This is a genomic window from Psychroserpens sp. AS72 (assembly GCF_038900375.1).
Lineage (GTDB): Bacteria > Bacteroidota > Bacteroidia > Flavobacteriales > Flavobacteriaceae > Psychroserpens.
In genome coordinates this window covers 119,393-141,971 of sequence record NZ_JBBMRC010000005.1, presented here as the reverse complement: position 1 = coordinate 141,971, position 22,579 = coordinate 119,393, and the positions used below count along the sequence as shown (strand labels likewise).

Below are 22,579 nucleotides of genomic sequence, written 5' to 3'. Positions count from 1 at the left end.
CTGTAGAAAAAACAATTATGATATATAAATTTAGTACACTCTTATTGTTATGTGTCACCTTTTTTTCTTCGGAAATTAATGCGCAAAACAACACAATAGAATATAAAACAGACCAATATTGGCAACAACAAGCTGATTATACTATGGCTATTGATATGGATGTAAACACCTATCAATTTACTGGAAAACAAAACATAGAATATACTAACAATTCACCAGATGATTTAAATCGTGTGTACTACCATTTGTTCTTTAATGCTTTTCAACCTGGTAGTGAAATGGATGCAAGATTACAAAGCATCAAAGATCCTGATGGTAGAATGGTTACAAATCTTGGTACTAAGGAAAACCCTATTTATGAAAGTCGCATTTCAAAATTAAAAGACGATGAAATCGGATTTATAAAAGTATCCTCTTTTAAACTTAATGGAAAAAAACTAAACTACGAGATTGAAGGTACTGTGATGATTGTAGATTTAGAGACTCCTATTAAAGCAGGAGAAACTGTAGATTTTGATATGAAATTTGTTGGTCAAGTGCCTGAGCAAATTCGTCGATCTGGAAGAAATAATAAAGAAGGAGTTGCGCTTTCAATGACACAATGGTACCCAAAATTAGCAGAATATGACACTGAAGGTTGGCACGCAGATCCTTACATAGGACGCGAGTTTTATGGAGTTTGGGGAAATTTTGATGTGAAAATCACTATTGATAAAGACTATATTATTGGTGGTACTGGTAATTTGCAAAATGCAGACAAGATTGGTTACGGTTACATTTCCGAAGAAAAAGTAAAAAAGAAGAGAGGAAAAACAAATACCTGGCATTTTGTTGCGCCTAATGTTCATGATTTCACTTGGGCTGCAGATAAAGATTATATTCATGATACGATGCAAGTTCCTAATGGACCAATGCTTCACTTTTTATATAAAAAAGATTTACCACAAGAGAATCTAGAAAACTGGAAAAAAATGCAACCTAAAACGGTTGAATTAATGCAGTATTTTAGTGAGCATATAGGTAAATATCCATACGATCAATACTCTGTGATACAAGGTGGTGATGGCGGAATGGAATACGCAATGTCAACACTCATCACAGGAAAACGTAGTTATGGTAGCTTAGTTGGTGTCACAGCTCACGAGTTGGCACATACTTGGTTTCAGTTTTTATTAGCAACAAATGAATCAAAGCACGAATGGATGGATGAAGGCTTTACAAGTTATATTTCTACTTTAGCTATGGATGAAATTATGGATTATAAAAAAGAAAATCCGTTGAGTCGTTCTTATGCTGGTTACATTAGATTAGCAAATTCTGGTAATGAACAACCTTTAACCACACATGCAGATCGTTATGCAATTAATAGCGCTTATAGTGCTTCAGCATATAGTAAAGGTGCTGTTTTTATCTCACAATTAGGATATATTATTGGAGATGAAAATTTAAAAGCAACAATTAAAAAGTACTATAATGATTTTGTTTTTAAGCATCCAAAACCAATGGATATTGTTCGTACTGCAGAGCGTGTGTCTGGATTAGAATTAGATTGGTATCTCATTGATTTTGGTCAAACAACTAATACTATTGATTATGCTGTTAAAAGTGTAGAAGATAATAAAGTCACTTTAGAACGTATAGGTTTAATGCCAATGCCAATAGATTTATCTGTAACCTATGTAGATGGTTCTACTGAAGATTTTTACATCCCATTACGTATGATGCGTGGTACAAAACAAACCTCATCAACTATAAAAAACGATTGGGCTTGGGCATATCCAACTTATACATTTGAAACGTCTAAAGCAGTACAATCTGTGCAGATTGATCCTAGAGGATTGATGGCAGATGTGAAACCTGATAATAATGTGTATTCTATAGCGAAAGAAGACTAATATATTATTTATCATATATAAAAGCTACAATTTAAATATTGTGGCTTTTTTTGTACCATGATTGATTTTTATAAATCTCATTTTTAGAGGTACGTTCTCTTTTATAAAGTAGTAAATGAGTTTTGTATAATTTTTTGTTTCTATATCCTAACAAGTGAAAAATAGATTTAGCATAAAATTTTGCAACATTTAAATTGACCTTTAGTACATTTTTATCATTATTATACCATGATATACCTGGTAACAAGACTAAAAGATTATCAAATCTTATATGCCGTAATCCTGCTGAAAGTTTTAAGAAAAAAGGTTTGATACGCTTAATTATAAAAAAGCCTTCTTTGCCTTTAGATTGGTATAAGGGCATAAAAAGTCTAGCATTATAAGTAGATTCAATATTCTGTTGATTACTCGTTGCTAAAATTGTTCCTTTCTCAATACTCTGAAAGCTTTTAAAACCATTGTTCATTTTAAAAACTTCATCTTCTTTGATGCGATATAAATATACAATTTCAAAAATTTCGGATAAATGATTTGCGTTTTTTTGAAGCTGATTATAATATTCTTGAAACTGAAGGATGGTTTCTTTGGGTAAAATTTCAGCATAGACTAAAGCTAAATATATAAAAGAAATACAATTATCTATGGCTTCTTTTTCATCATGTTGTCCAGACTCAAAGCCAAGGGAAACATAACCTAATTCGTTGATATAACTCAATAGCGGACCATTTAGATACTCTTCAATACCTAACACAATTGGAACAGGAAATAACTGAGAAAACTTTCTGTTAATTAATGCATCATTAATAGTAATAAAAGGAAGCGTTTTACTTGATGTAGTGTGAAAATCAATAAAATAAAATGGTCCAGAATTAGAACTAATAATCTGCTCTATTAGTTTTAATAACTTATTTTGTTCCTGCTCTTCAGTATTGAATAGTTCTTTTAATTGTAGAGCTTCTAAACGTTCTTTTGTCCAAAGTCGGTTTAAGTCATTGTCTAGATACCTTTGATTCTCTTCTAAGGCCTTAAGGTTACCAGAAACTCCATAGATAGTACCATTAACGGTTTCTGGTTTAATCGTTTTAAGTACATCTTCTAATGCAAATACACCAGCGGTTTCATTCCCATGAATACCTGCAAAAAAAACAATTGTTGCGCCTTTTTGATATCCTTTAATGTGACCTAGAATGCGATTAATAGACATCGTTTTCTGTATGGCTTTATTATAGACTTGCGTCATAACTTTTAAAGATCATTAGAGGTTAATATGCCTATTAGTTTTTTACCTTTCACAACAGGTAGGCAATTAATTTTATGTTCTAACATTAACTGTTTTGCGAATGCTATAGGTTTTTCTTTAGTTATGGTTATGAGTTCGACTTTCATGAAATTTTGAACACATTTTGTGCTTTCTTCAATCTCATCGAGATGGTTTTTTACATCTTCCCAACTTAATAAACCAACTAAATCTTTTTTACTATCTATAACTGGCATGTGGTGCACATTTTTCCATTTCATTATATTGATAACAAGTTCTAAGCTATCTTTTTTATCTACAGAAAACAAATCTGTATTCATAATATGTACCACCTTTTTATCGATATCAAAAGTAGTATGAGCCTCTTTATCTAAAACCTCCCATGAAGAGACAGGATAATCATTCTCTTGCTTTAAATACATATTTGCAGTTAAGACTTGTAATGCTTCTATAGGCTTTTTCCTTATTAATAAATTTCTATAACTTTTCTTGAGCCAATCGGCACCTATATGGATATTGACCCTATTTTCAATTATAGTTAAGTAATTTTCTGCATCTCTAGGTAAAATACCCATTTTATAAAGTCCTCTGTATGCCATTGGTAGTAATTCATCTAAAATTAGTCGTTTACTAGAAATGAGATTGCCTTTCCAATGAAATTGTGCTGCCATTCCATATCTTGCAGCTGTGAAAAAATTAGATTTGGCGTCTTTAAAATCCATTGTTTCATGGATATTATCTTCAGATTTAGATCGTCCAACTAAAACACCAACCCAAAACATCATATTAGCAATTTCATCTTTCATTGTTGGACCTGAAGGTATATATCTATTCTCTATTCTCAAATGTGGTTTTCCTCCTCCAACACCATAGCATACACGATTCCAACGATAGACTGTCCCATTATGAAGGTTTAAGGCTTTTAACTTGGGTATCTCACCGTTTTCTAACATTTCCATACTATCTTTCTCAAATTCAGAAGAAATCAAACTTCTAAATCTTGAGATATTATCTTTAAAAATATCTGAGATGCTTCCGGTTTCCCAATTATTTCCAAAACTAACTCTAGATTGTTTTTCATTCAATAAAAAAGAATTAGCTCTTGTATCAACGCTTTGAGTAAATAATGCGATTCGGGTTTCGCTCCACAATTCTTTTCCGAAGAGAAAAGGTGAATTTGCACATACGCTAAGTATAGGTCCAGAAATAGCTTGAGCCCAATTATAGCTTTTTATGAAATCATCAGGATGCACTTGTAAATGGGTTTGAAAACTCGTATTACAACCTTCTAACATCACAGAATCATGTAACAAATTAAGTTCATCTACACCTTTAATGTGAATATTAAAATGTTGTTTCCTAGATTCCTTTATCGCATCATTAAGCACATAATAACGTTGTATAGGTGTCATATTCTCTATCGTTATATGCTTAAGCGATAATGTTGGTAAAATACCTATAAGTGCAATTTTTGTATTGTATTTTTTGGAAACTGTTTTCGCTTTATCTAAGAGTTCTTTAAGTTGTTGGTGCAATTTTGAAAAGCAATCTCCTTTAAGTTCAAAAGGATCTAAATTTATCTCAAGGTTATAGTTTCCAATTTCAGTAGTAAAATGATCATCATCAATATCTTTTAAAATTTCTAATGCATTACCAATAGGTAAAAATTCTTCATTAACTAAGCAAAACTCTTGTTCTGCACCAATACGAATAGGTGCTTTTTCAATCATATCGTTTTTAATCATATAATCTAAAGCTTCAATATCTTTAGTTAGCTGATGTATATAATTAGCTTTATCTTTCTTATTTGAAAGTTTAGTAACGTTTAAATTTCCCATAATTTAATTGTTTTAAATCCAATTAAAGTTAGTTCAACTTTTAGGGTTAAAAAATGATTAAAATCATGCGTAAAATGTTCTATTTCTAATATTACTCACTGGATTTGTAAAATTATAGGAATCGTTAAACATCAGTCTGAGTGTTTTTCTTCTAAAGAAAGTCGCTTCAAATTACACAAATGTTTGATTTTTAAGTAATTTTATAATCTTTAAGATTATGACAACTATAGACGAAAAAATCACGGCAATTATTAATCATTTTCAGCTTAATAATTATGCGTTTTCAAAGCGAATTGGAGTGACAGGAACTACCGTAGACAGTATTGTTAATGGTAGACCTCAAGCAGATGGTTCTCGTAAAAAAACCAAACCAGGTTATGATGTGCTCTCTGCAATTATTGATGAGTTTGATATCAATCCTGATTATCTCTTCGGAAAAAGTCCAGTCATGTTAAAGCTTGAAGTCGTAAATACTCCAACATATTCAGGAATGCCAAAAGTGATTTCTACCACTCCAGAAGGGGAAGAAAATGTGGTTTATGTACCTGCAAAAGCAAGAGCTGGTTATTTGGATGGTTATGGTGATGCAGAATATATTGAAACCTTACCTGCATTTCATATGCCTCAACTAACCAATGGTACATTTAGATGTTTTGAAGTTCAAGGCAACTCAATGGTACGTACTTTTTTTGATGGTGATATGGTTTTTGGCCGTTATGTTGAAGACTTTAATGACATTAAAGATGGTCGAGTTTATATCATCATTAGTAAAAATGATGGTGTCGTTTTAAAGCGTGTCATCAATCGTATTGAAGAGCGAGGCAAACTCATCTTAAAAAGTGATAACAAAGATGGAAACTATCCCACATTTACAATAAATGCAGAAGATATTATGGAAGTTTGGTATGTGACAATGTTCGCATCTAAACAAATGCCAGAGCCTATTGATGTCTATGATAGGCTTCATGAACTAGAAAGTAAACTCATAGATCTCCAATATAAGGTGTCTCAAAATTCTAAAAACTAGATGTCATTTTCTTACCCCAAAAAAGAAAAACTTAAAAGCAAGAAATTGATAGAACAGCTCTTTTCCGAAGGGAAATCTGTTAGTGCTTACCCATTACGTATGGTATATCTAAAAACAGAGTTTGATGATGGTACACAATTTAAAACTGGTGTGTCTGTCAGTAAACGAAATTTTAAAAAAGCTGTTAATAGAAATCGCATCAAACGCTTAATGAGAGAAGCATACCGTCTAAACAAAAGTGTGTATTTTAACAACATTTCATCATGTTTTACGTTAATGATTTTGTACATTGGTAAGGATGGAACGGATTTTGATTCCATAGATAAAAAAATGAAACAACTTTTAGAGACCTTTTCTAAAAAAGTGTCTACTAAATAAATGATATTGATCACATGAAAAAACTACTACAAAAACGTGTATTAATTCCGTTTTTAGCGCTCACTATATTTTTTAGTGGAACCGCATTTAAAAGTGACTTTTTCGAAATTGCTAAGCAAATAGAAATTTTTACAACGCTTTTTAAAGAACTCAACATGAATTATGTTGACGATACTAATCCTGGAGATTTGATGGATACTGCAATCAAAAGCATGCTTGCAGATTTAGACCCTTACACAAATTACTATAACGAGCAAGATGTAGAATCTGCGAGAATCAATAATGCAGGAGATTATACAGGTATAGGAGCGAATGTTTTAACCTTAAAAGATCGTTTAGTTATTGTGGAGCCTTACAAAGGTTATGCAGCAGATAAGGCTGGATTAAAAGCAGGAGATGAAATTATCAAAGTAGATAATGTGACCGTTGCAGATTTTAAAGATGATGCAGGAAACTTGTTACAAGGTGGCGCAGGAACACGTGTTGAAGTTACTTATGTTAGACAAGGTAAAACCGAAAATGCAACGATACAACGAGAAGCTGTAGATATCCATGCAGTCCCACATTACTCAATGATAAATGAAAATACGGGTTATATTGTTCTTCGGAAATTTAACGCCAAAACATCAGCTGAGACTAAATCTGCACTTCGAGATTTAAAGAATCAAGGTGCTGAAAAACTAATTTTAGATTTACGTGGAAATCCAGGTGGATTATTAAGAGAAGCGGTTAATGTTACTAATATTTTTGTACCTAAAAATCAATTGGTTGTGACCACAAAATCTAAAGTAGAAAAATATAACAAAACATATTATACTAAAAACGAACCTATGGATACAGAGATTCCGTTGGTTGTTTTAATTGATGGTGCAAGTGCATCTGCAAGTGAAATTGTATCTGGTGCTTTACAGGATTTAGATCGTGCTGTGGTTATTGGAGCTCGTAGTTTTGGAAAAGGATTGGTACAGCGACCTAAAAAATTAACGTACGGTACGCAAATGAAAATAACAATTTCTAGATATTACACACCTTCTGGACGTTGCATACAAGCACTTGATTATTGGAATCGTGATGAAAACGGGAAAGCAACACGTACAAAACAAGAAAATTATAATGCCTTTAAAACTAAAAAAGGAAGAACTGTTTATGATGGTGGAGGCGTACAGCCAGATTTAGAATTGGATGAAACTAAATTGAGTCCAATTACTAAAGCTATTATCAATGAAAACTTAATTTTTAAATACGGAACAGAATACTATTATAACAATACTGTAACAGATTTAAAGGATTTTAAATTGACTGATACCGATTTTAAAAACTTTAAAAGCTTCTTAAAAGCTAATGATTTTAATTTTGAAACCAAAACAGAAAAAGCGTTCGCAGATGCTATTACTGTTGCAAAAGAAGAGCAATTAGATACCGAAATTGATGCAAACTATTCTGACTTAATTTCGTCATTAAACACTTATAAAAACAAAGCGATAGATAAAAATAAAGACCAATTATTATCCTTATTATCTGATGAAATTGTAAAACGATATTTCTATAGAGAAGGTCTTTATACCTATTATATTGCTAATAATTTTGAAATTCAAAAAGGTGTAGAAATCCTAAAAAATCCAAATAATTACTTGGGTTACCTTGATTGATATCAATTAAAAAGTTTCACTAAAACATAAAAACAATTATATTTAATTTATGTTTTCAATACTAATATGAAAAAACTACTACTTATAACGCTTCTATTTTCGCAACTTTTGATCGCTCAAAAGGAAATGACTCATGAAGTCTATTTTGAAACCGATAAATTTGAAGTACCTCCAACAGAACACAATAGATTATTGATGTTTTTATCTGAAATTGAAAGCATAGATATCGCTAAAATATCTATTTACGGGTTTACAGATGATAGAGGCAGTGATACCTATAATTTAAAACTATCTCAAGAACGCGCTAATTCTATAAAAACTATATTTTCTAATAACGAGTTTGACGAGTCTGTGATTACAAATGTTGATGGTAAAGGTAAAATATTACTAAAACTGATCAAAGAAGATGATTTGAGTAAAATACGAGGTCTTAATCGTAAAGTTGAAATTATTGTGTCTTCTGTATTTCCGCCTAAAGCTAAAGACACTCCAGAAGTAGCAAATGCAAAAAAGAGAGAAGCTACAGAGCTTTTAAAAGGAGAACTAAAAGCAGGTGATAAGTTTGAACTCAACAATATATTATTTAAAACGGGTTATAGTAAACTATTACCCGAATCTAAAGAAACTTTAAAAGAGCTTGCTGCGATATTAGTAGAACGTAAAGATTTATACTTTACCATTCAAGGTCATGTGTGCTGTACTAAAAATAGTAGAGATGCTATTGATCGTAAAACTAAAAAACGAAACCTATCAGTTGCTAGAGCTAAATTTATTTATGATTATCTAGCAAAACAAGGTGTGAATAAACGACGTATGAAATATGTTGGTATGCGTAGAAAATTTCCGTTAGGTGGTGAACCTAAATTAGATCGTCGTGTAGAGATTTTAATTACTTATGTTGGTCAAACAACCAGTAGAAATGAGAATTAAGTTCTAATCATCCCAACATGCGGAATCCCATCTTCTAGGTACTCCTCTCCTACTTCAAAAAATTCTAGATTATTATAAAAGCGTTTTAAATAGACTTGAGCAGAAATTTTGATTTTTGTCTCATTGTAATATGATTTAATAGCTTTTACAGAAGCGTTCATAATATCATAACCATATTTATGTTCGCGTTCTTTATCACTCACTACTACTCTACCAATGCTTGCATATTCAAAATAATCACCAGGTTTAAATACTCTAGTGTATGCCACAACTTTATTGTTTTTAAAACCAATAATATGTAATGCTTTTTGATCTTTCCCATCAATATCTTGATAGACGCAATCTTGCTCTACAACAAAAACTTCACTTCTTAATTGAAGAATATCATACAGTTCTTGAGTTGTAAGGTCTTTAAAGGGTTTTACTTTTATGTCTATCATAGTTCTAGTTTGTCATTGCGAAGAGCGTGCGACGTGGCAATCTCATTTTTTAATTATGGATTCCGCATCAAGTGCGGAATGACAGTTCTAATTCAGTTAATCCTGTACAATCACATCCTTATCTCCACATTTTCCATATTCTGGTTGGATATTAACATGATTTATTCCGAAGTTATGAAACACCAACTCCTCAACCTCATGTAATATCACATCAAATTGAGATAAGGTAATATCTTCCTCAAAATCAATATGCGCTTCTAAATGAATTTCTTCTTCATTGAGTTGCCATATATGAACATGATGTACATTTTTAATAGCCTCTAATTGTTGTATCTGAGTTACAATATCTTTTACTTTAATCTCATCTGGAGTAAATAACATTAATACTTTAATAGAATCTTTTAATAAATCATAACCCATATAAATAAGATATAATGCAATAGCAAAAGTTAACACACTATCTACCCAATATAATTGATAATACTTCATTAATAATCCACCAATAAAAACGGCAACACTTGCCATCATATCTGTTAATAGATGAAGATATGCGCTTTTCATATTCATATTAGACTCACTATCTTTTTTCAATAAAAGCACACTAAACCCATTACCTAAAATAGCAACTAACGACAGCCAAATGACGAGATTAGATTCTATGTCTTGCGGATTCTGAAAACGCTTAACCGCTTCTATAATTAATAAAATAGCAACGATAATTAAGGTAGCAGCATTAATAAAAGCTGCTAAAATTTCAGCTCGTTTATAACCAAATGTTTTTTGAAGAGATGCTTTCCGTTTTGAAAGTCTATTAGCAATATAACTAATGATTAATGAAACAACGTCACTAAAATTATGAAGCGCATCACTCAATAAAGATAAACTACCTGAGAGTAATCCACCAATAACTTGCGCAACCGTAATAACGATGTTTAAAAGAATAGAAATGATAAGATTTCTACCTCTTAAATCACCATGATCGTGTGAGTGGTTATGTGAATGACCCATTTTTAGAAAAATTATTTTAATTTATATTGTCATTCAGAAAGAACAAAGTGACTGAAGAATCTATTTAATAAATGAGATTCTTCGCTTCGCTCTGAATGACAGTTTTAACACGAAACAGGAATTTTATCTACACGGTTTTGATGACGTCCACCTTCAAATTTAGTATCTAAAAAAGTATCTACAATTTGTATGGCTTGCTGCAACGCTGTAAAACGTGCAGGAATACAACAAATATTAGCATTATTATGTTGTCTTGTGAGTTCAGTAATTTCTTTAGTCCAACAAATTCCAGCTCTTACTTTTTGGTGTTTATTTGCAGTCATTGCAACACCGTTTCCACTTCCGCAGATTAAAATACCAAAATCCACTTTTTTATCTGCTACATCACTAGCAACAGGATGTACATAATCTGGATAATCTACACTGTCGTTTGTATTTGTTCCGTAGTTATTAACAGTATAACCTTTAGCCTCTAAATGTGCTACAATAGCTTGTTTATACTCGGTTCCTGCGTGATCGTTACCTATTGAAATCGTCATAATATAGTATGTTGTTTAAAACCTTAAAGTTAATAATTGCTAATAACATATCCATGTTAAGACTTAGATAGTTATTCATAATTAATACGTTTGTTTTTAAATGTTGTTTTCTACGGAAATGCGCGCTGTTAACATCTATAGTCTTTTGTATTCATTACTTGTTCATATCTTATCTTAAGTACTTAAAACTTTTATTAGGATTATCCATTAATTTTCACAATCACGAACTTATAATTGATAACCTAAAAAGTTAGTCATTTTTTTTAGTGAAGTTATTAGCATTCATATTATGAGATACCAACACAAAAAAGTAAAATACTTATTAAGTTTGAGTTGTCAACATAGGTTATCAACAGCTGTTAATAGCTTTATAAATTTGATTAGAAATGAGTGCTTTATATGTAAAATTAATGTTAACTACGTATTAAGTAATTGTGATAAGTGACTTATCAAAGTAAAACCTAATAAAGTTATAGTCACTATTAACACACTATAATAACCACCATTTTATTTTTTAAATTTTAAAAGAAAAATGATGTTATGTATATATATGTTGATAACTACAAAATTTTGAAGCGAATTGAAATGATTCTCTATATTTGAAAGAAAATACTATAGTTATGAAAAAAATGACGTTGCTTTTATTGTTGTTGCCTTTTTTAGGGTTGGGACAAGTTCAGATTGGGCAGGATATTGATGGACTTTCTAATTCTGATCGTTTTGGAGAAAGTATTAGCGTTTCCTCGGATGGCTCTGTAGTAGCTATTGGAGGTGTTGGTAATAATAGTGGTGGTAATTCCAATACTGGTTATGTTAGTATATATGAAAATATAGGAGGAGTATGGACTCAAATAGGGAGTGATATTAATGGAGTAGAATTAAATGACAGATTTGGTATAAGTGTAAGTTTATCTTCAGATGGTTCTATAGTTGCTATTGGAGCATCAAGAAATGATGGTAATGGAGAAGATTCTGGTCTTGTTCAAATTTATCAAAATGTAGATAATATATGGATACAAATGGGACAAGATATTTATGGAAGTTTTCAACTTGTTAATGGACAAGAAATAGGTGAAAGATTTGGTGTAGGTTTAAATTTATCCTCAGATGGTTCTACATTGGCTATAGGATCATTATTTGGTAATTTTCTTACTGGAAACGTTCGTATATATCAATTTCAAACAGGTACATGGATTCAAGTGGGTAATGATATTAATGGAGGATCTCAAGAAGATAATTTTGGTATAAGTGTAAGTTTGTCTTCAGATGGTTCTATAGTAGCTATTGGAGCACATTTTAATGATGAAAACGGTAATAATTCTGGAAAAGTAAAAGTTTATGAAAACATAAATGGTATTTGGACACAATTAGGTTTAGACATTAATGGAGAAGCTGAAAATGATAATCTTGGTTTTAGTGTGAGTTTATCCTCAGATGGTTCTGTGGTTGCTGTAGGAGCAATGTATTCTAACAATTTTATTGGGAAAGTACGTGTTTATAAATATGAATCTGATTCGTGGACTAAATTAGGACAGGATATTAATGGAGAAGCAATAAATGATTTTTTTGGTTGGAGTGTAAGTATCTCCTCAGATGGTTTAATAGTTGTTGTTGGTGCACCTGGAAATGATGAATTTGGTACTAATTCTGGGAGAGTAAATATTTTTAACTTTATTAATACTGATTGGATTCAAATTGGAAATGATATAGATGGATTAGCAGCTACTGAAGGTGTTGGTGAAAGCGTAAGTATTTCATCAGATGGAAATATAATTGCTTTTGGAGCAATAGGAGCTAACATGACAGGACAAGCTAGGGTTTATGATTTATCAGCATTATTATCAGTAAATAACTTATTAAATATTGATTTCAGTATCTACCCAAACCCAACAAAAAATCAATTTACAATTCAATTAGATCCTTCAGTAGAATTACAAAAAGTAATGATCTACAATATTTTAGGTCAAGCAGTTTTAATTTCCGAAGAAAAAACAATAAATACTTCAAAATTATCAAGTGGGTCTTATATTGTGGAGATAATAACAAATAAAGGAAAATCTTCTAAACAGCTAATTATTGAATAGCGATACCTAAATATGGTCGTATAACGTTTTTTATTACTGATTAACAGTATTTTATTACTTTTATATGTGTCATTATTACATTATTTTATATTTGTACAAAGCTTAACTATGAAACTAAGATTACTTTGTAGCACTCCTATTTTAACTCTATTTTGTTTGTTAGCGACTCTAGGTATAAACGCTCAAACGACGTATACATTTACAGGAACTGGAAATTGGACAGATGTACCAAATTGGACACCTTCTTATCCAGGAACAACCATAAATATTGGAGATACAGTTGATATAGTAGGAGATGTTAGTATCACGACCGATGTTACTAATGAAGGAACTATTACTAATAATGGAACCATATTTATTTCTAATCCTAACTTTTTATACAATAATGGATTACTACATAATACAACCTCAAGTGTTTTAACTATTAATTCTACAGCATTTATAGAAAATGTAGGTGATATAAATAATGAAGGCGACTTAAATGCTTTCGGATTTATTACTAACCTTGGAACCATCGCTAATAACGATTTTTTATATAATTCTGGTTTCATTATTAATTATGAATCAGGAAGTTTAATTAATAGTAATTTAAGTGTCATACTTAATGATGACAACATTGATAATTATGGGTCTTTTTATAATCAAGGAATTGTAATAAGTGATGGACCATTACGTAATTATGGGACATTTTTTGGAATAGGTATTCATGAAAGAAGTTTTTCAAATTATGGTACTTTAAGTCCAGGAAATTCACCTGGAACCTATACTGTTAATGCTGATTATTTTCAAAGTGCTACTGCTAGCTTACAAATGGAATTAGAAACATTAACAAGTTTTGATGTATTAGCTATTACTGATTATGCTTACTTAAATGGTACATTAGATATACTGTTATTAAATAACTTTACACCTACAGTTGGTGATACATTTACTATATTAACAGCAGGTGAAATAACAGGGACCTTCGCAACAATAAACTTACCTTCTGACTATACTTGGAATGTTACCTATACAGAAACAGAAGTGATACTAGAAGTTCAAGAGGTCTTAAGTACTTTAGATAACGAACAAGTAAGTTTTATTATGTATCCAAACCCAGCTTCTACACAAGTTACCCTAAAGCTAAATCCTTTAATAGACTTAGAGCAGGTTAATGTTTATAATATGCTAGGTCAATTGGTGTTAACCTCAAAAGAAAAAAACATTAATACAGCGTCATTATCTCATGGTACTTATATTGTTGATGTGTTAACTAATAAAGGAAAAAGCTCAAAAAAGCTCATCATAGATTAAATAAAATTCAAAATATAATATGTAAAAGAGTTGTTAATTTAACAGCTCTTTTTCATTAATTTAACGGTCTAGAAACATCATTTAAAAATTAAACCGTAGATTTGCATAAACTTAATAGCTTCTCTCCTCCTATTATTAAGTTGAAAAACAAAGAATTCCTAACACTTTTAGGAAATAGAAATGATTACAAATTAAATGAGTAAAAAGAAACACAGGAAACCTTCACATAACAAGATTTCCAACCTTACAAATACAATTCTAAGTATTTTAAAAAAAGATAGAAACTCCACTTTTAACTATAAACAAATTGCTGCTAAACTAGGTGTTAATGATGCAAGTAGTAGAAATCAAATTATAAAAAAACTTCAAGAACTCAAAGCTAAGCAAGAAATTGAAGAGGTAGATCGTGGTAAATTTAAAGCCATTGTTAATACAGAATATCATATAGGTCGCGTAGATATGGCATCTAGAGGTGCTGGATATATCATAAGCGACGATTTTGAAGATGATGTTTATATCGCTTCAAATAATATGAACAAAGCCCTTCATGGCGATGAGGTTGAATTCTATGCATACAAACGCAGAAAACGTGGTAAGTTGGAAGGTGAAGTCACAAACATCATCAAACGTGCTAAAAGCGAGTATGTTGGTGTCATCCAAATTCACGAGAAAAAGAATTTTGCTTTCGTTATTGTTGATGGTAATAAAATGCATACCGATATTTTTGTACCTATCAACAAGATCAACAAAGCTCAAGATGGTGACAAAGTATTAGTATCTCTAGAGGAATGGCCAGAAAAAGCCGATTCTCCTTCAGGGAAAGTCCTAAAAGTTTTAGGAAAACCAGGAGAACACAATACCGAAATTCATGCTATTCTTGCAGAATATGGTTTACCATTAGAATTTCCGCATGAAGTAGAAGAGTTTGCTAATAAAATAGACACCTCAATTACTAAAGAAGAAATCGCTAAACGTCGCGACATGCGAAAAGATTTAACCTTTACAATTGATCCTAAAGATGCCAAAGATTTTGATGATGCATTATCATTTAAAGTTTTAGATGATGGATTATTTGAAATTGGAATCCACATTGCAGATGTCTCTCACTATTTACAAGAAGGTACCATTTTAGATGATGAAGCTTACGAGCGTGCAACATCTGTATATTTAGTAGATAGAGTCGTGCCAATGCTTCCAGAAATTTTATCAAATGGAGCCTGTTCATTACGTCCACATGAAGAGAAGTATACCTTTTCTGCAGTGTTTAAAATGAATGATAAAGCCGAAATTAAAGACCAATGGTTTGGTAGAACAGTCACCTATTCAGATACACGTTTTGCTTACGAAGAAGCACAAGCAATTATAGAAAACAATATTGGAATGAACGGAAGTGAAGTTCTAAGTAATCCAGAAAAAATAGATACAACCATTCCTAAAGAAGTAGCAATTTCTGGAAAGGAATATCAAACCTCAAAAGAAGTCGCTCAAGCCACTTTAAAATTAGATGAATTAGCTAAAATTATGCGTCGTAAACGTATGAGTCATGGTGCTATTTCTTTTGATAAGGTTGAGGTAAAATTCAATTTAGACAAAGACGCAAACCCAGTAGGAGTGTACTTTAAAACCAGTAAAGACGCTAATAAACTCATTGAAGAGTTTATGTTATTAGCCAACAGAAAAGTAGGTGAGTTTGTAGGGAAACAAAAGAAAACATTTGTGTATCGTATTCACGACGAACCTAATGATGAAAAACTAGCTGCACTTCAAAATGTAGTTGGACGTTTTGGATATAAATTGAATTTTAAAGACAGAAAAAGTGTGTCTTCTTCATTAAATAATTTATTGAAAGAGGTTAACGGTAAAAAGGAACAAAATCTAGTAGATACCTTAACAATTCGTACGATGAGTAAGGCAGAATATTCGACACATAATATTGGTCATTACGGATTGGCATTTGACTACTACAGTCACTTTACATCACCAATTCGTCGTTATCCAGATGTCATGGCACATCGTTTGTTGCAGCATTATTTAGATGGCGGACAATCGGTTAATCAAGATGCCTATGAAGACAAATGTAACCATTCTAGTAACATGGAAAATCTAGCTACAAAAGCAGAAAGAGATTCTATCAAATACATGCAAATTCGTTTTATGGAAGATCATAAAAACGAGAATTTTGTAGGTGTTATTTCAGGTGTGACAGATTGGGGAATTTACATAGAAATCATTGAGAATAAATGTGAAGGTATGGTAAGCGTTCGTGATATGAAAGACGATCATTATGTCTTTGATGAAGATCATTATGCACTTATTGGTAAAAACTCTAAAACCATGTATCAACTTGGTGATGAGGTGGTTGTAAGAGTTAAAAACACCGATTTAGTAAAGAAACATCTAGATTTTACCTTGATTGGTAAACATGTTGAAGAATAATTTCTTCACTTCGGAAATATAAAACATTAGAAATTTTGTGCTATTACATTAGATATTCATAACAGAATATTTAATTTAGTAGCACTTCTTTTTTGCTTGTAACATTTCCGAAGAAAAAGGGACTCATAAAAAAAATAAACACATGATTTTAACCACCACAAATTCAATTGAAGGATTTAAAATAATCGAATACAAAGGAATTGTTTCTGGCACATCTTCCGAAATAAAAACCAAGTTTTCGTTTAAAACCGAAAAAAACATGCAAATGTTTGATGATCTCATAAGCGAAGCAAAAGAGAAAGCATTTCAAAAAATGCAAACAAACGCAAGTAACCTTAAAGCAAATGCAGTGGTTGGTATTAGCGTAGATATTGAAACCGAAGCTGGCTCATACTTTTTTGTAGTAGTTACTGGAACAGCTGTAACTGTGGCTCAATAATTATGAAAGCAAGAACAAAAGCGCATCTCATTACATTTTCAATTACAATAGGAATTTATCTTGCCATTGTTCTTCTTTTAAAATATGTAATTGGTTTAAAAAATCTTGGTCTCGTCATTATTATTGGTTCTATTATGACTGCAATACTAGCTCCTAAACAGCAAATAGTTGAAAAACAATCTGGGAAGGAAGTACATTTGAAATGGAGATTTTCTAAAAACGGATATATTTTTAAATCTAAACTGTAACAAATAACGACGTCCATCATCTTTAATACAAACACAAACGTAAATACACTAAAACACATTTAAGATGAAAACATATTTTACTATCGCATTACTCGTTATTACTTCATTATTAACTGCTCAAAACCCAAAAGAAAAAGGTGTTGGAGACTTCAATGAAGTTAAAGTATATGACTTAATAGTTGTAAATCTTATTAAATCAGACGAAGCAAAAGTTGAAATAACTGGAGACGATATTGAAGATGTTGAGGTGATTAATAAAGACGGGAAACTTAAAATCCGTATGAAATTCGATAAAACATTTAATGGGCAACGAACATTTGTTTCAGTGTTTTACACAACTTTAGATGTCATTGATGGTAATGAAGGAGCATTTATTACAGCTAATGAGCTTATAGAACAAAATAGTATAGAATTACGTTCTCAAGAAGGTGCTCGATTAGTTATTGGTCTCGATGTTAAAAATGTAGAAATTAGAGCAGTTACAGGTGGAATCATAGAAACTAGAGGTAAAGCAATCTCTCAAAATATTACACTTAATACAGGAGGTATTTATGAAGGTAAAGCCTTTGAAACTAAAAATACAACTGTTAAAATTAAAGCTGCAGGTGAAGCAGATGTCAACGCTTCAAAATCAGTTGACGCTCGAGTCACTGCTGGTGGAGATGTTTATATCTACGGAAATCCAGAAAATGTTAAAGAAAAAACCACGTTTGGTGGTAGAATTAGTCGTGCCAACTAAACTATCATACTAAGGTAGTGAGTAAGAGACTTTTTTATTAGCTTTGTAGGAAAGCTATTTCTTAACTATGTTTGATGATATTTTAGCAGCTATTCCTTTTGGGATAATCCTTGCATTCACAATCGGTCCAGTATTCTTTGTACTGCTCGAGACTAGTGCTACTAAAGGATTTAAAAGTGCACTAATTTTTGATTTTGGTGTAATTTTAGCAGACATAGTTTTTATTCTTCTCGCATTTTATAGCACAAACAAACTTGTAGATAAAATAAAAGACGATCCTAATTTTATCGTATTTGGAGGCATTTTGTTAGTGACCTACGGAATAATTTCCTTCGTAAAAACATCCAAATCATTTAGATCTATTGTTAGAGAATATCACAAAGTTGAAATTCAGAAAAATGCCTTCGGAAAGCTCTTTATAAAAGGATTTCTTCTCAATTTTATTAATATTGGTGTCTTAATTGGATGGCTTGGATTTATCGTTATTGGAAGCACAATTACAGAATCTGAATATGGTGTAGAAGTTTTTATTGCCACGATGTTAACAGTTTATTTTCTAACCGATTTATTAAAAATTGCAGCAGCAAAACGTTTAAGAAACAAATTGACTCCTCGACTTATTTTTAAAACCAAAAAAATTGTTGCTTTAGCTATTTTAGGCTTCGGAATATTATTATTGGTACAAGGCTTTTTTCCGAAGGGAAAAGAACGACTACAAGAGGAAATCGAACATCGTTTATAAAATTAGTAACGATGGCAAAAACCGAATATCGCATCTACGTTGTAGAATTATCCAAACGCGTATTTACAGAAAACAGAAAGTTTAGAGAGGCTAATCCGCAATTTAATGGTGTTTTAGAATGTCTCTATGTTGGCATGACTAGTAAAACTCCAAAAGAACGTTTTCAACAACACAAAACAGGTCATCGTAATAAGAAAGGCTATAAGATTTCTGCTAATATCGTAGAGAAATATGGATCGTATTTAAGACCTAGTTTATACAATCATATCGATCCCATAGCAACTAGGGCAGAAGCGCTTAAAATGGAAGAAACCTTAGCTTTAGAGCTAAGAAGACAACGTTATGCGGTTTGGTTTAATTAATAAATTCTTTCGAAAGAATTAGCCTTTAAAAAAACGACTAATTGTCATTTCGACAGAGCGAAGCATGAGCGACGAGAAATCTCATGATTATTAGATTCCTCCTCATTCTTCGTTCGGAATGACAAATCAATTGCTACATAATTCGTAATATACTTCCAACTTTTGTTAATGATTTTTTGAGCTATCCAATGTATTCAATGAGATTACTGTAATCACTTAATCTTAATTTTCTTAAAATATTATAAAAAAAACCTCCAACTTTCGTTGAAGGTTTCTTGAGGTGTCGAGCGGATTCGAACCGCTGTAGTTGGTGTTGCAGACCAAAGCCTAGCCACTCGGCCACGACACCTTTTATAATTTTCATGCTGAACTTGCTTCAGTATAAAAGGTATCTCGTTATTTCTAGCGAGAGAGCAAATTTATAAAAAATTACCGTTTAACAATACAAACCCTTACTTTTTTCGTCTTTCGGTCATTTTAATCGTTACACTTTCAACGTCACCACCAATTGGAGGATTGAGCTTACTAACACTTACAGTTGCCTTTTTCACTAGTTTTTCTTCGGAAAAAATTCGTGTCAACATACGTTTAGCAACTGTTTCAAGAAGTTTAGAAGGTTTTTGCATTTCCTCCTTTGCTATTTTATTAAGCAATACATAATCCACAGTATCACTTAATTCATCTGTTATTGCCGATTTTTTTATATCAGCTTTCACCTCTATATCAACTCGATAGTCACTACCAATTTTGGTTTCTTCTTTTAAGCAACCATGATGCGCAAAAACGCGTATATTTTCAACTTTTATTGTTCCCAAAGTATTCTATTTTAAAACAAATATAGGACGAACTCATTTAAACTTTTTCAATTTGCTAAAAAATTGATCTTTTGCACTATTTTGAAACTATTTTTCAATTCCGTAGTGATACTATGCAAGTAAAAAATGGCTTCAAAATATCATAAAACTTTTAATTTTCGCTAAAACTCAAAAAGTTTAAATGAGTTCGACGCAAATATTTAATAACTTTGCCTATTATTTTGAAACACATGTCTGAAGAAACAAAATCGCTCAATTTTATAGAGCACATCATAGAGGAAGATTTAAAAAATGGTTTATCAAAAGATAAATTACGTTTTCGTTTTCCACCAGAACCTAACGGTTATTTACACATTGGTCACACTAAAGCCATTGGGATTAGTTTTGGTTTAGGTGAAAAATATAATGCACCTGTAAACCTTCGTTTTGATGATACAAATCCAGCAAAAGAAGAGCAAGAATATGTAGATGCCATCAAACGTGATATTGAATGGTTGGGTTATGAATGGGCTAATGAGTTGTATTCTTCAGATTATTTTCAAACGCTTTACGATTGGGCTATCCAATTAATTAAAGACGGTAAAGCTTACGTAGATTCACAAACTAGTGAAGCAATTGCTGAGCAAAAAGGTACACCAACACAACCAGGAGTTGATGGACCATATCGCAATAGAAGCGTGGAAGAGAATTTAGAACTTTTCCGAAGAATGAAAGCAGGAGAATTTGATGAAGGCTCACATGTTTTAAGAGCAAAAATAGACATGCAACATGTTAACATGCATATGCGTGATCCATTGATGTATCGTATTTTAAAGAAATATCACCATAGAACAGCTAATGATTGGTGTATTTATCCAATGTATGACTGGACACATGGCGAAAGCGATTACATAGAACAGATTTCGCATAGTTTATGTTCTCTTGAATTTAAGCCTCATAGAGAGCTTTACGATTGGTTTAGAGACAACGTGGTAATTCTAGAAAACCAGGATATTTTTAAAGCACTAATAAAGATTGATAAAATTGGAGAAGGCAAAGCATTTGGAATTATAACTAGACTTACAAAGCGAGAAATTTTTGAAGCTGTAAAATTTGATAATATAGCTGTTTTTTTTAAAGTAAAAGGAATTGGAAAAAAATTAGCTAATAGAATAATATATAACCTCAATGAGAGTTTTGAATTTGAAAATGAAGATTATATCCCAAACGATAGAAAAACAAACCAAGTACTTCCAAAACAACGTGAATTTGCACGTTTAAATCTGAGTTATACCATCATGAGTAAACGAAAGTTACTCAAATTGGTTCAAGATGGTGTGGTTTCTGGTTGGGATGATCCAAGAATGCCTACCATTTCAGGTTTGAGACGTCGTGGTTATACACCAAATTCTATTAGAACATTTATAGAAAAAGTAGGTGTAGCGAAACGAGAAAACGTGATTGATGTATCTTTATTAGAATTTTGTATTCGTGAAGATTTAAATTATACTGCACCAAGAGTAATGGCAGTTTTAGATCCGATAAAAGTCGTAATTACTAATTATCCAGAGGATAAAGTGGAATGGTTAGAAGCAGAAAACAATCAAGAAGACAACAATGCAGGTTTTAGAAAAGTCCCTTTTTCTAAAGAATTGTTTATTGAAAAAGCAGATTTCAAAGAAGAAGCAAGTAATAATTTCTTTAGATTAAAGCTAGGAGGTGAGGTGAGATTAAAAAATGCTTATATTATAAAAGCAGATAACGTCGTTAAAGATGCCAATGGAAATGTTACAGAAATCCAATGTACCTACACTACAGATACAGAAAAGAAAGTCAAAGGAACACTTCATTGGGTATCTATCCAACATGCATTAAAAGCTGAGGTTAGAGAATATGATAGATTATTTATGGATGAAGCTCCAGATAGTCATCAAGACAAAGATTTCATGGCGTTTATTAATCCAAACTCACTTAAAGTTATTGAAGCTTTTGTAGAACCAAGTTTAGCAGATGTTACTATTGGTGATCGTTTTCAGTTTCAACGTCTAGGGTATTTTAATGTGGATGATGATTCAAAACCAGGAGATTTAGTCTTCAATAAAATTGTTGGTTTAAGGGATTCTTGGGAAAAGCAAAAACCACAACAAGCGCAGCAAGAAAATAAAACAGCACAACAAAATAATAGATCTGCAATAGAACAAATTAAATCATATGGTAAAAAGTATGATAGAATGAAAGACAACCAAAGAGAGAAAGCTAAAGCTGAAATTCAAGAATTAGCTAAAAGTGTCTCTTATGAAGATGTAGAAGCACTCTTTGGAACTTCAGTAAAAAAAGCAGGAACACGTATTATAACTATGATAAGTTTAGGTGTTTTACTAGACAACGGATTAGAAAAAAATGACGCTATTAACGATTTTATCTCTAAAGCATTAGAAGACAAAAACGAACTTTTAGTAGCAGAAGCAAAAGCGCTATAA

Annotated in this window: 20 protein-coding genes and 1 tRNA gene; 14 read left to right on the top strand and 7 right to left on the bottom strand. The window is 31.6% G+C overall.

Annotated features, from left to right (window positions below):
- Positions 1-17 precede the first annotated feature (17 nt).
- Positions 18-1,895, top strand: coding sequence for a M1 family metallopeptidase (locus WNY78_RS11260; RefSeq protein WP_342873304.1), 1,878 nt, complete (start codon positions 18-20; stop codon positions 1,893-1,895).
- Between the two features lie 31 nt (positions 1,896-1,926).
- Here the strand turns inward: WNY78_RS11260 and WNY78_RS11255 are convergent, their stop codons facing one another.
- Both WNY78_RS11255 and WNY78_RS11250 read right to left on the bottom strand, forming a co-directional pair.
- Positions 1,927-3,135 (bottom strand): succinylglutamate desuccinylase/aspartoacylase family protein, encoded by a 1,209-nt coding sequence (locus WNY78_RS11255; protein WP_342873303.1) that lies wholly within the window; start codon positions 3,133-3,135, stop codon positions 1,927-1,929.
- Positions 3,136-3,140: 5 nt separating this feature from the next.
- Entirely contained in the window at positions 3,141-4,991 is a 1,851-nt protein-coding gene (locus WNY78_RS11250) for a CBS domain-containing protein (RefSeq protein ID WP_342873302.1), read from the bottom strand.
- Positions 4,992-5,208: 217 nt separating this feature from the next.
- Here WNY78_RS11250 and WNY78_RS11245 point away from each other — a divergent pair, with 217 nt between their 5' ends.
- From WNY78_RS11245 to WNY78_RS11230, 4 genes are all read left to right on the top strand, one after another.
- Complete coding sequence (locus WNY78_RS11245) at positions 5,209-6,018, top strand: S24 family peptidase (RefSeq protein WP_342873301.1); 810 nt, start codon at positions 5,209-5,211, stop codon at positions 6,016-6,018.
- Positions 6,019-6,396, top strand: coding sequence for a ribonuclease P protein component (rnpA, locus tag WNY78_RS11240; RefSeq protein ID WP_342873300.1), 378 nt, complete (start codon positions 6,019-6,021; stop codon positions 6,394-6,396).
- 14 nt (positions 6,397-6,410) lie between these two features.
- Positions 6,411-8,045, top strand: a complete 1,635-nt coding sequence (locus WNY78_RS11235) for a S41 family peptidase (protein WP_342873299.1) — start codon at positions 6,411-6,413, stop codon at positions 8,043-8,045.
- Between the two features lie 66 nt (positions 8,046-8,111).
- Entirely contained in the window at positions 8,112-8,975 is an 864-nt protein-coding gene (locus WNY78_RS11230) for an OmpA family protein (protein ID WP_342873298.1), read from the top strand.
- On the opposite strand, the gene WNY78_RS11225 is transcribed toward WNY78_RS11230, so the two are convergent.
- The 3 genes from WNY78_RS11225 to rpiB form a co-directional block, all read right to left on the bottom strand.
- The gene (locus tag WNY78_RS11225; protein ID WP_342873297.1) at positions 8,972-9,415 is read right to left on the bottom strand and encodes a GNAT family N-acetyltransferase; all 444 of its coding nucleotides are present in this window, start codon (positions 9,413-9,415) and stop codon (positions 8,972-8,974) included. The genes WNY78_RS11230 and WNY78_RS11225 overlap by 4 nt on opposite strands.
- Positions 9,416-9,511: 96 nt before the next feature.
- Complete coding sequence (locus WNY78_RS11220; RefSeq protein ID WP_342873296.1) at positions 9,512-10,423, bottom strand: cation diffusion facilitator family transporter; 912 nt, start codon at positions 10,421-10,423, stop codon at positions 9,512-9,514.
- A 104-nt stretch (positions 10,424-10,527) separates the two neighbouring features.
- Positions 10,528-10,962 (bottom strand): ribose 5-phosphate isomerase B, encoded by a 435-nt coding sequence (gene rpiB / locus WNY78_RS11215; protein WP_342873295.1) that lies wholly within the window; start codon positions 10,960-10,962, stop codon positions 10,528-10,530.
- Between the two features lie 620 nt (positions 10,963-11,582).
- Between rpiB and WNY78_RS11210 the strand changes: the two genes are divergently transcribed.
- The 8 genes from WNY78_RS11210 (at position 11,583) to WNY78_RS11175 (ending at position 19,305) form a co-directional block, all read left to right on the top strand.
- A complete protein-coding gene (locus WNY78_RS11210) occupies positions 11,583-13,046 on the top strand; it encodes a T9SS type A sorting domain-containing protein (protein WP_342873294.1) in 1,464 nt (487 codons plus the stop codon).
- Positions 13,047-13,154: 108 nt separating this feature from the next.
- Positions 13,155-14,339 carry a T9SS type A sorting domain-containing protein gene (locus WNY78_RS11205; RefSeq protein ID WP_342873293.1) on the top strand — a complete coding sequence of 395 codons (1,185 nt, stop codon included), beginning with the start codon at positions 13,155-13,157 and terminating at the stop codon, positions 14,337-14,339.
- Between the two features lie 195 nt (positions 14,340-14,534).
- The gene (locus tag WNY78_RS11200) at positions 14,535-16,775 is read left to right on the top strand and encodes an RNB domain-containing ribonuclease (RefSeq protein WP_342873292.1); all 2,241 of its coding nucleotides are present in this window, start codon (positions 14,535-14,537) and stop codon (positions 16,773-16,775) included.
- A gap of 142 nt (positions 16,776-16,917) precedes the next feature.
- Positions 16,918-17,214: a heavy metal-binding domain-containing protein gene (locus tag WNY78_RS11195; protein WP_342873291.1), complete on the top strand. Its 297-nt coding sequence runs from the start codon at positions 16,918-16,920 to the stop codon at positions 17,212-17,214.
- Positions 17,215-17,216: 2 nt separating this feature from the next.
- Positions 17,217-17,462, top strand: a complete 246-nt coding sequence (locus WNY78_RS11190) for a hypothetical protein (protein ID WP_342873290.1) — start codon at positions 17,217-17,219, stop codon at positions 17,460-17,462.
- Positions 17,463-17,526: 64 nt separating this feature from the next.
- Positions 17,527-18,201, top strand: a complete 675-nt coding sequence (locus WNY78_RS11185; RefSeq protein WP_342873289.1) for a head GIN domain-containing protein — start codon at positions 17,527-17,529, stop codon at positions 18,199-18,201.
- A gap of 67 nt (positions 18,202-18,268) precedes the next feature.
- On the top strand, positions 18,269-18,943 hold the full coding sequence (locus WNY78_RS11180) for a LysE family transporter (protein ID WP_342873288.1): 675 nt from the start codon (positions 18,269-18,271) through the stop codon (positions 18,941-18,943).
- A gap of 11 nt (positions 18,944-18,954) precedes the next feature.
- The gene (locus WNY78_RS11175) at positions 18,955-19,305 is read left to right on the top strand and encodes a ribose-5-phosphate isomerase (RefSeq protein ID WP_342873287.1); all 351 of its coding nucleotides are present in this window, start codon (positions 18,955-18,957) and stop codon (positions 19,303-19,305) included.
- A gap of 278 nt (positions 19,306-19,583) precedes the next feature.
- On the opposite strand, the gene WNY78_RS11170 is transcribed toward WNY78_RS11175, so the two are convergent.
- A tRNA-Cys gene (locus WNY78_RS11170) sits at positions 19,584-19,654 on the bottom strand.
- Positions 19,655-19,757: 103 nt separating this feature from the next.
- Positions 19,758-20,120, bottom strand: a complete 363-nt coding sequence (gene folB, locus WNY78_RS11165) for a dihydroneopterin aldolase (protein WP_342873286.1) — start codon at positions 20,118-20,120, stop codon at positions 19,758-19,760.
- A 230-nt stretch (positions 20,121-20,350) separates the two neighbouring features.
- Between folB and WNY78_RS11160 the strand changes: the two genes are divergently transcribed.
- Positions 20,351-22,579: a glutamate--tRNA ligase family protein gene (locus WNY78_RS11160; RefSeq protein ID WP_342873285.1), complete on the top strand. Its 2,229-nt coding sequence runs from the start codon at positions 20,351-20,353 to the stop codon at positions 22,577-22,579.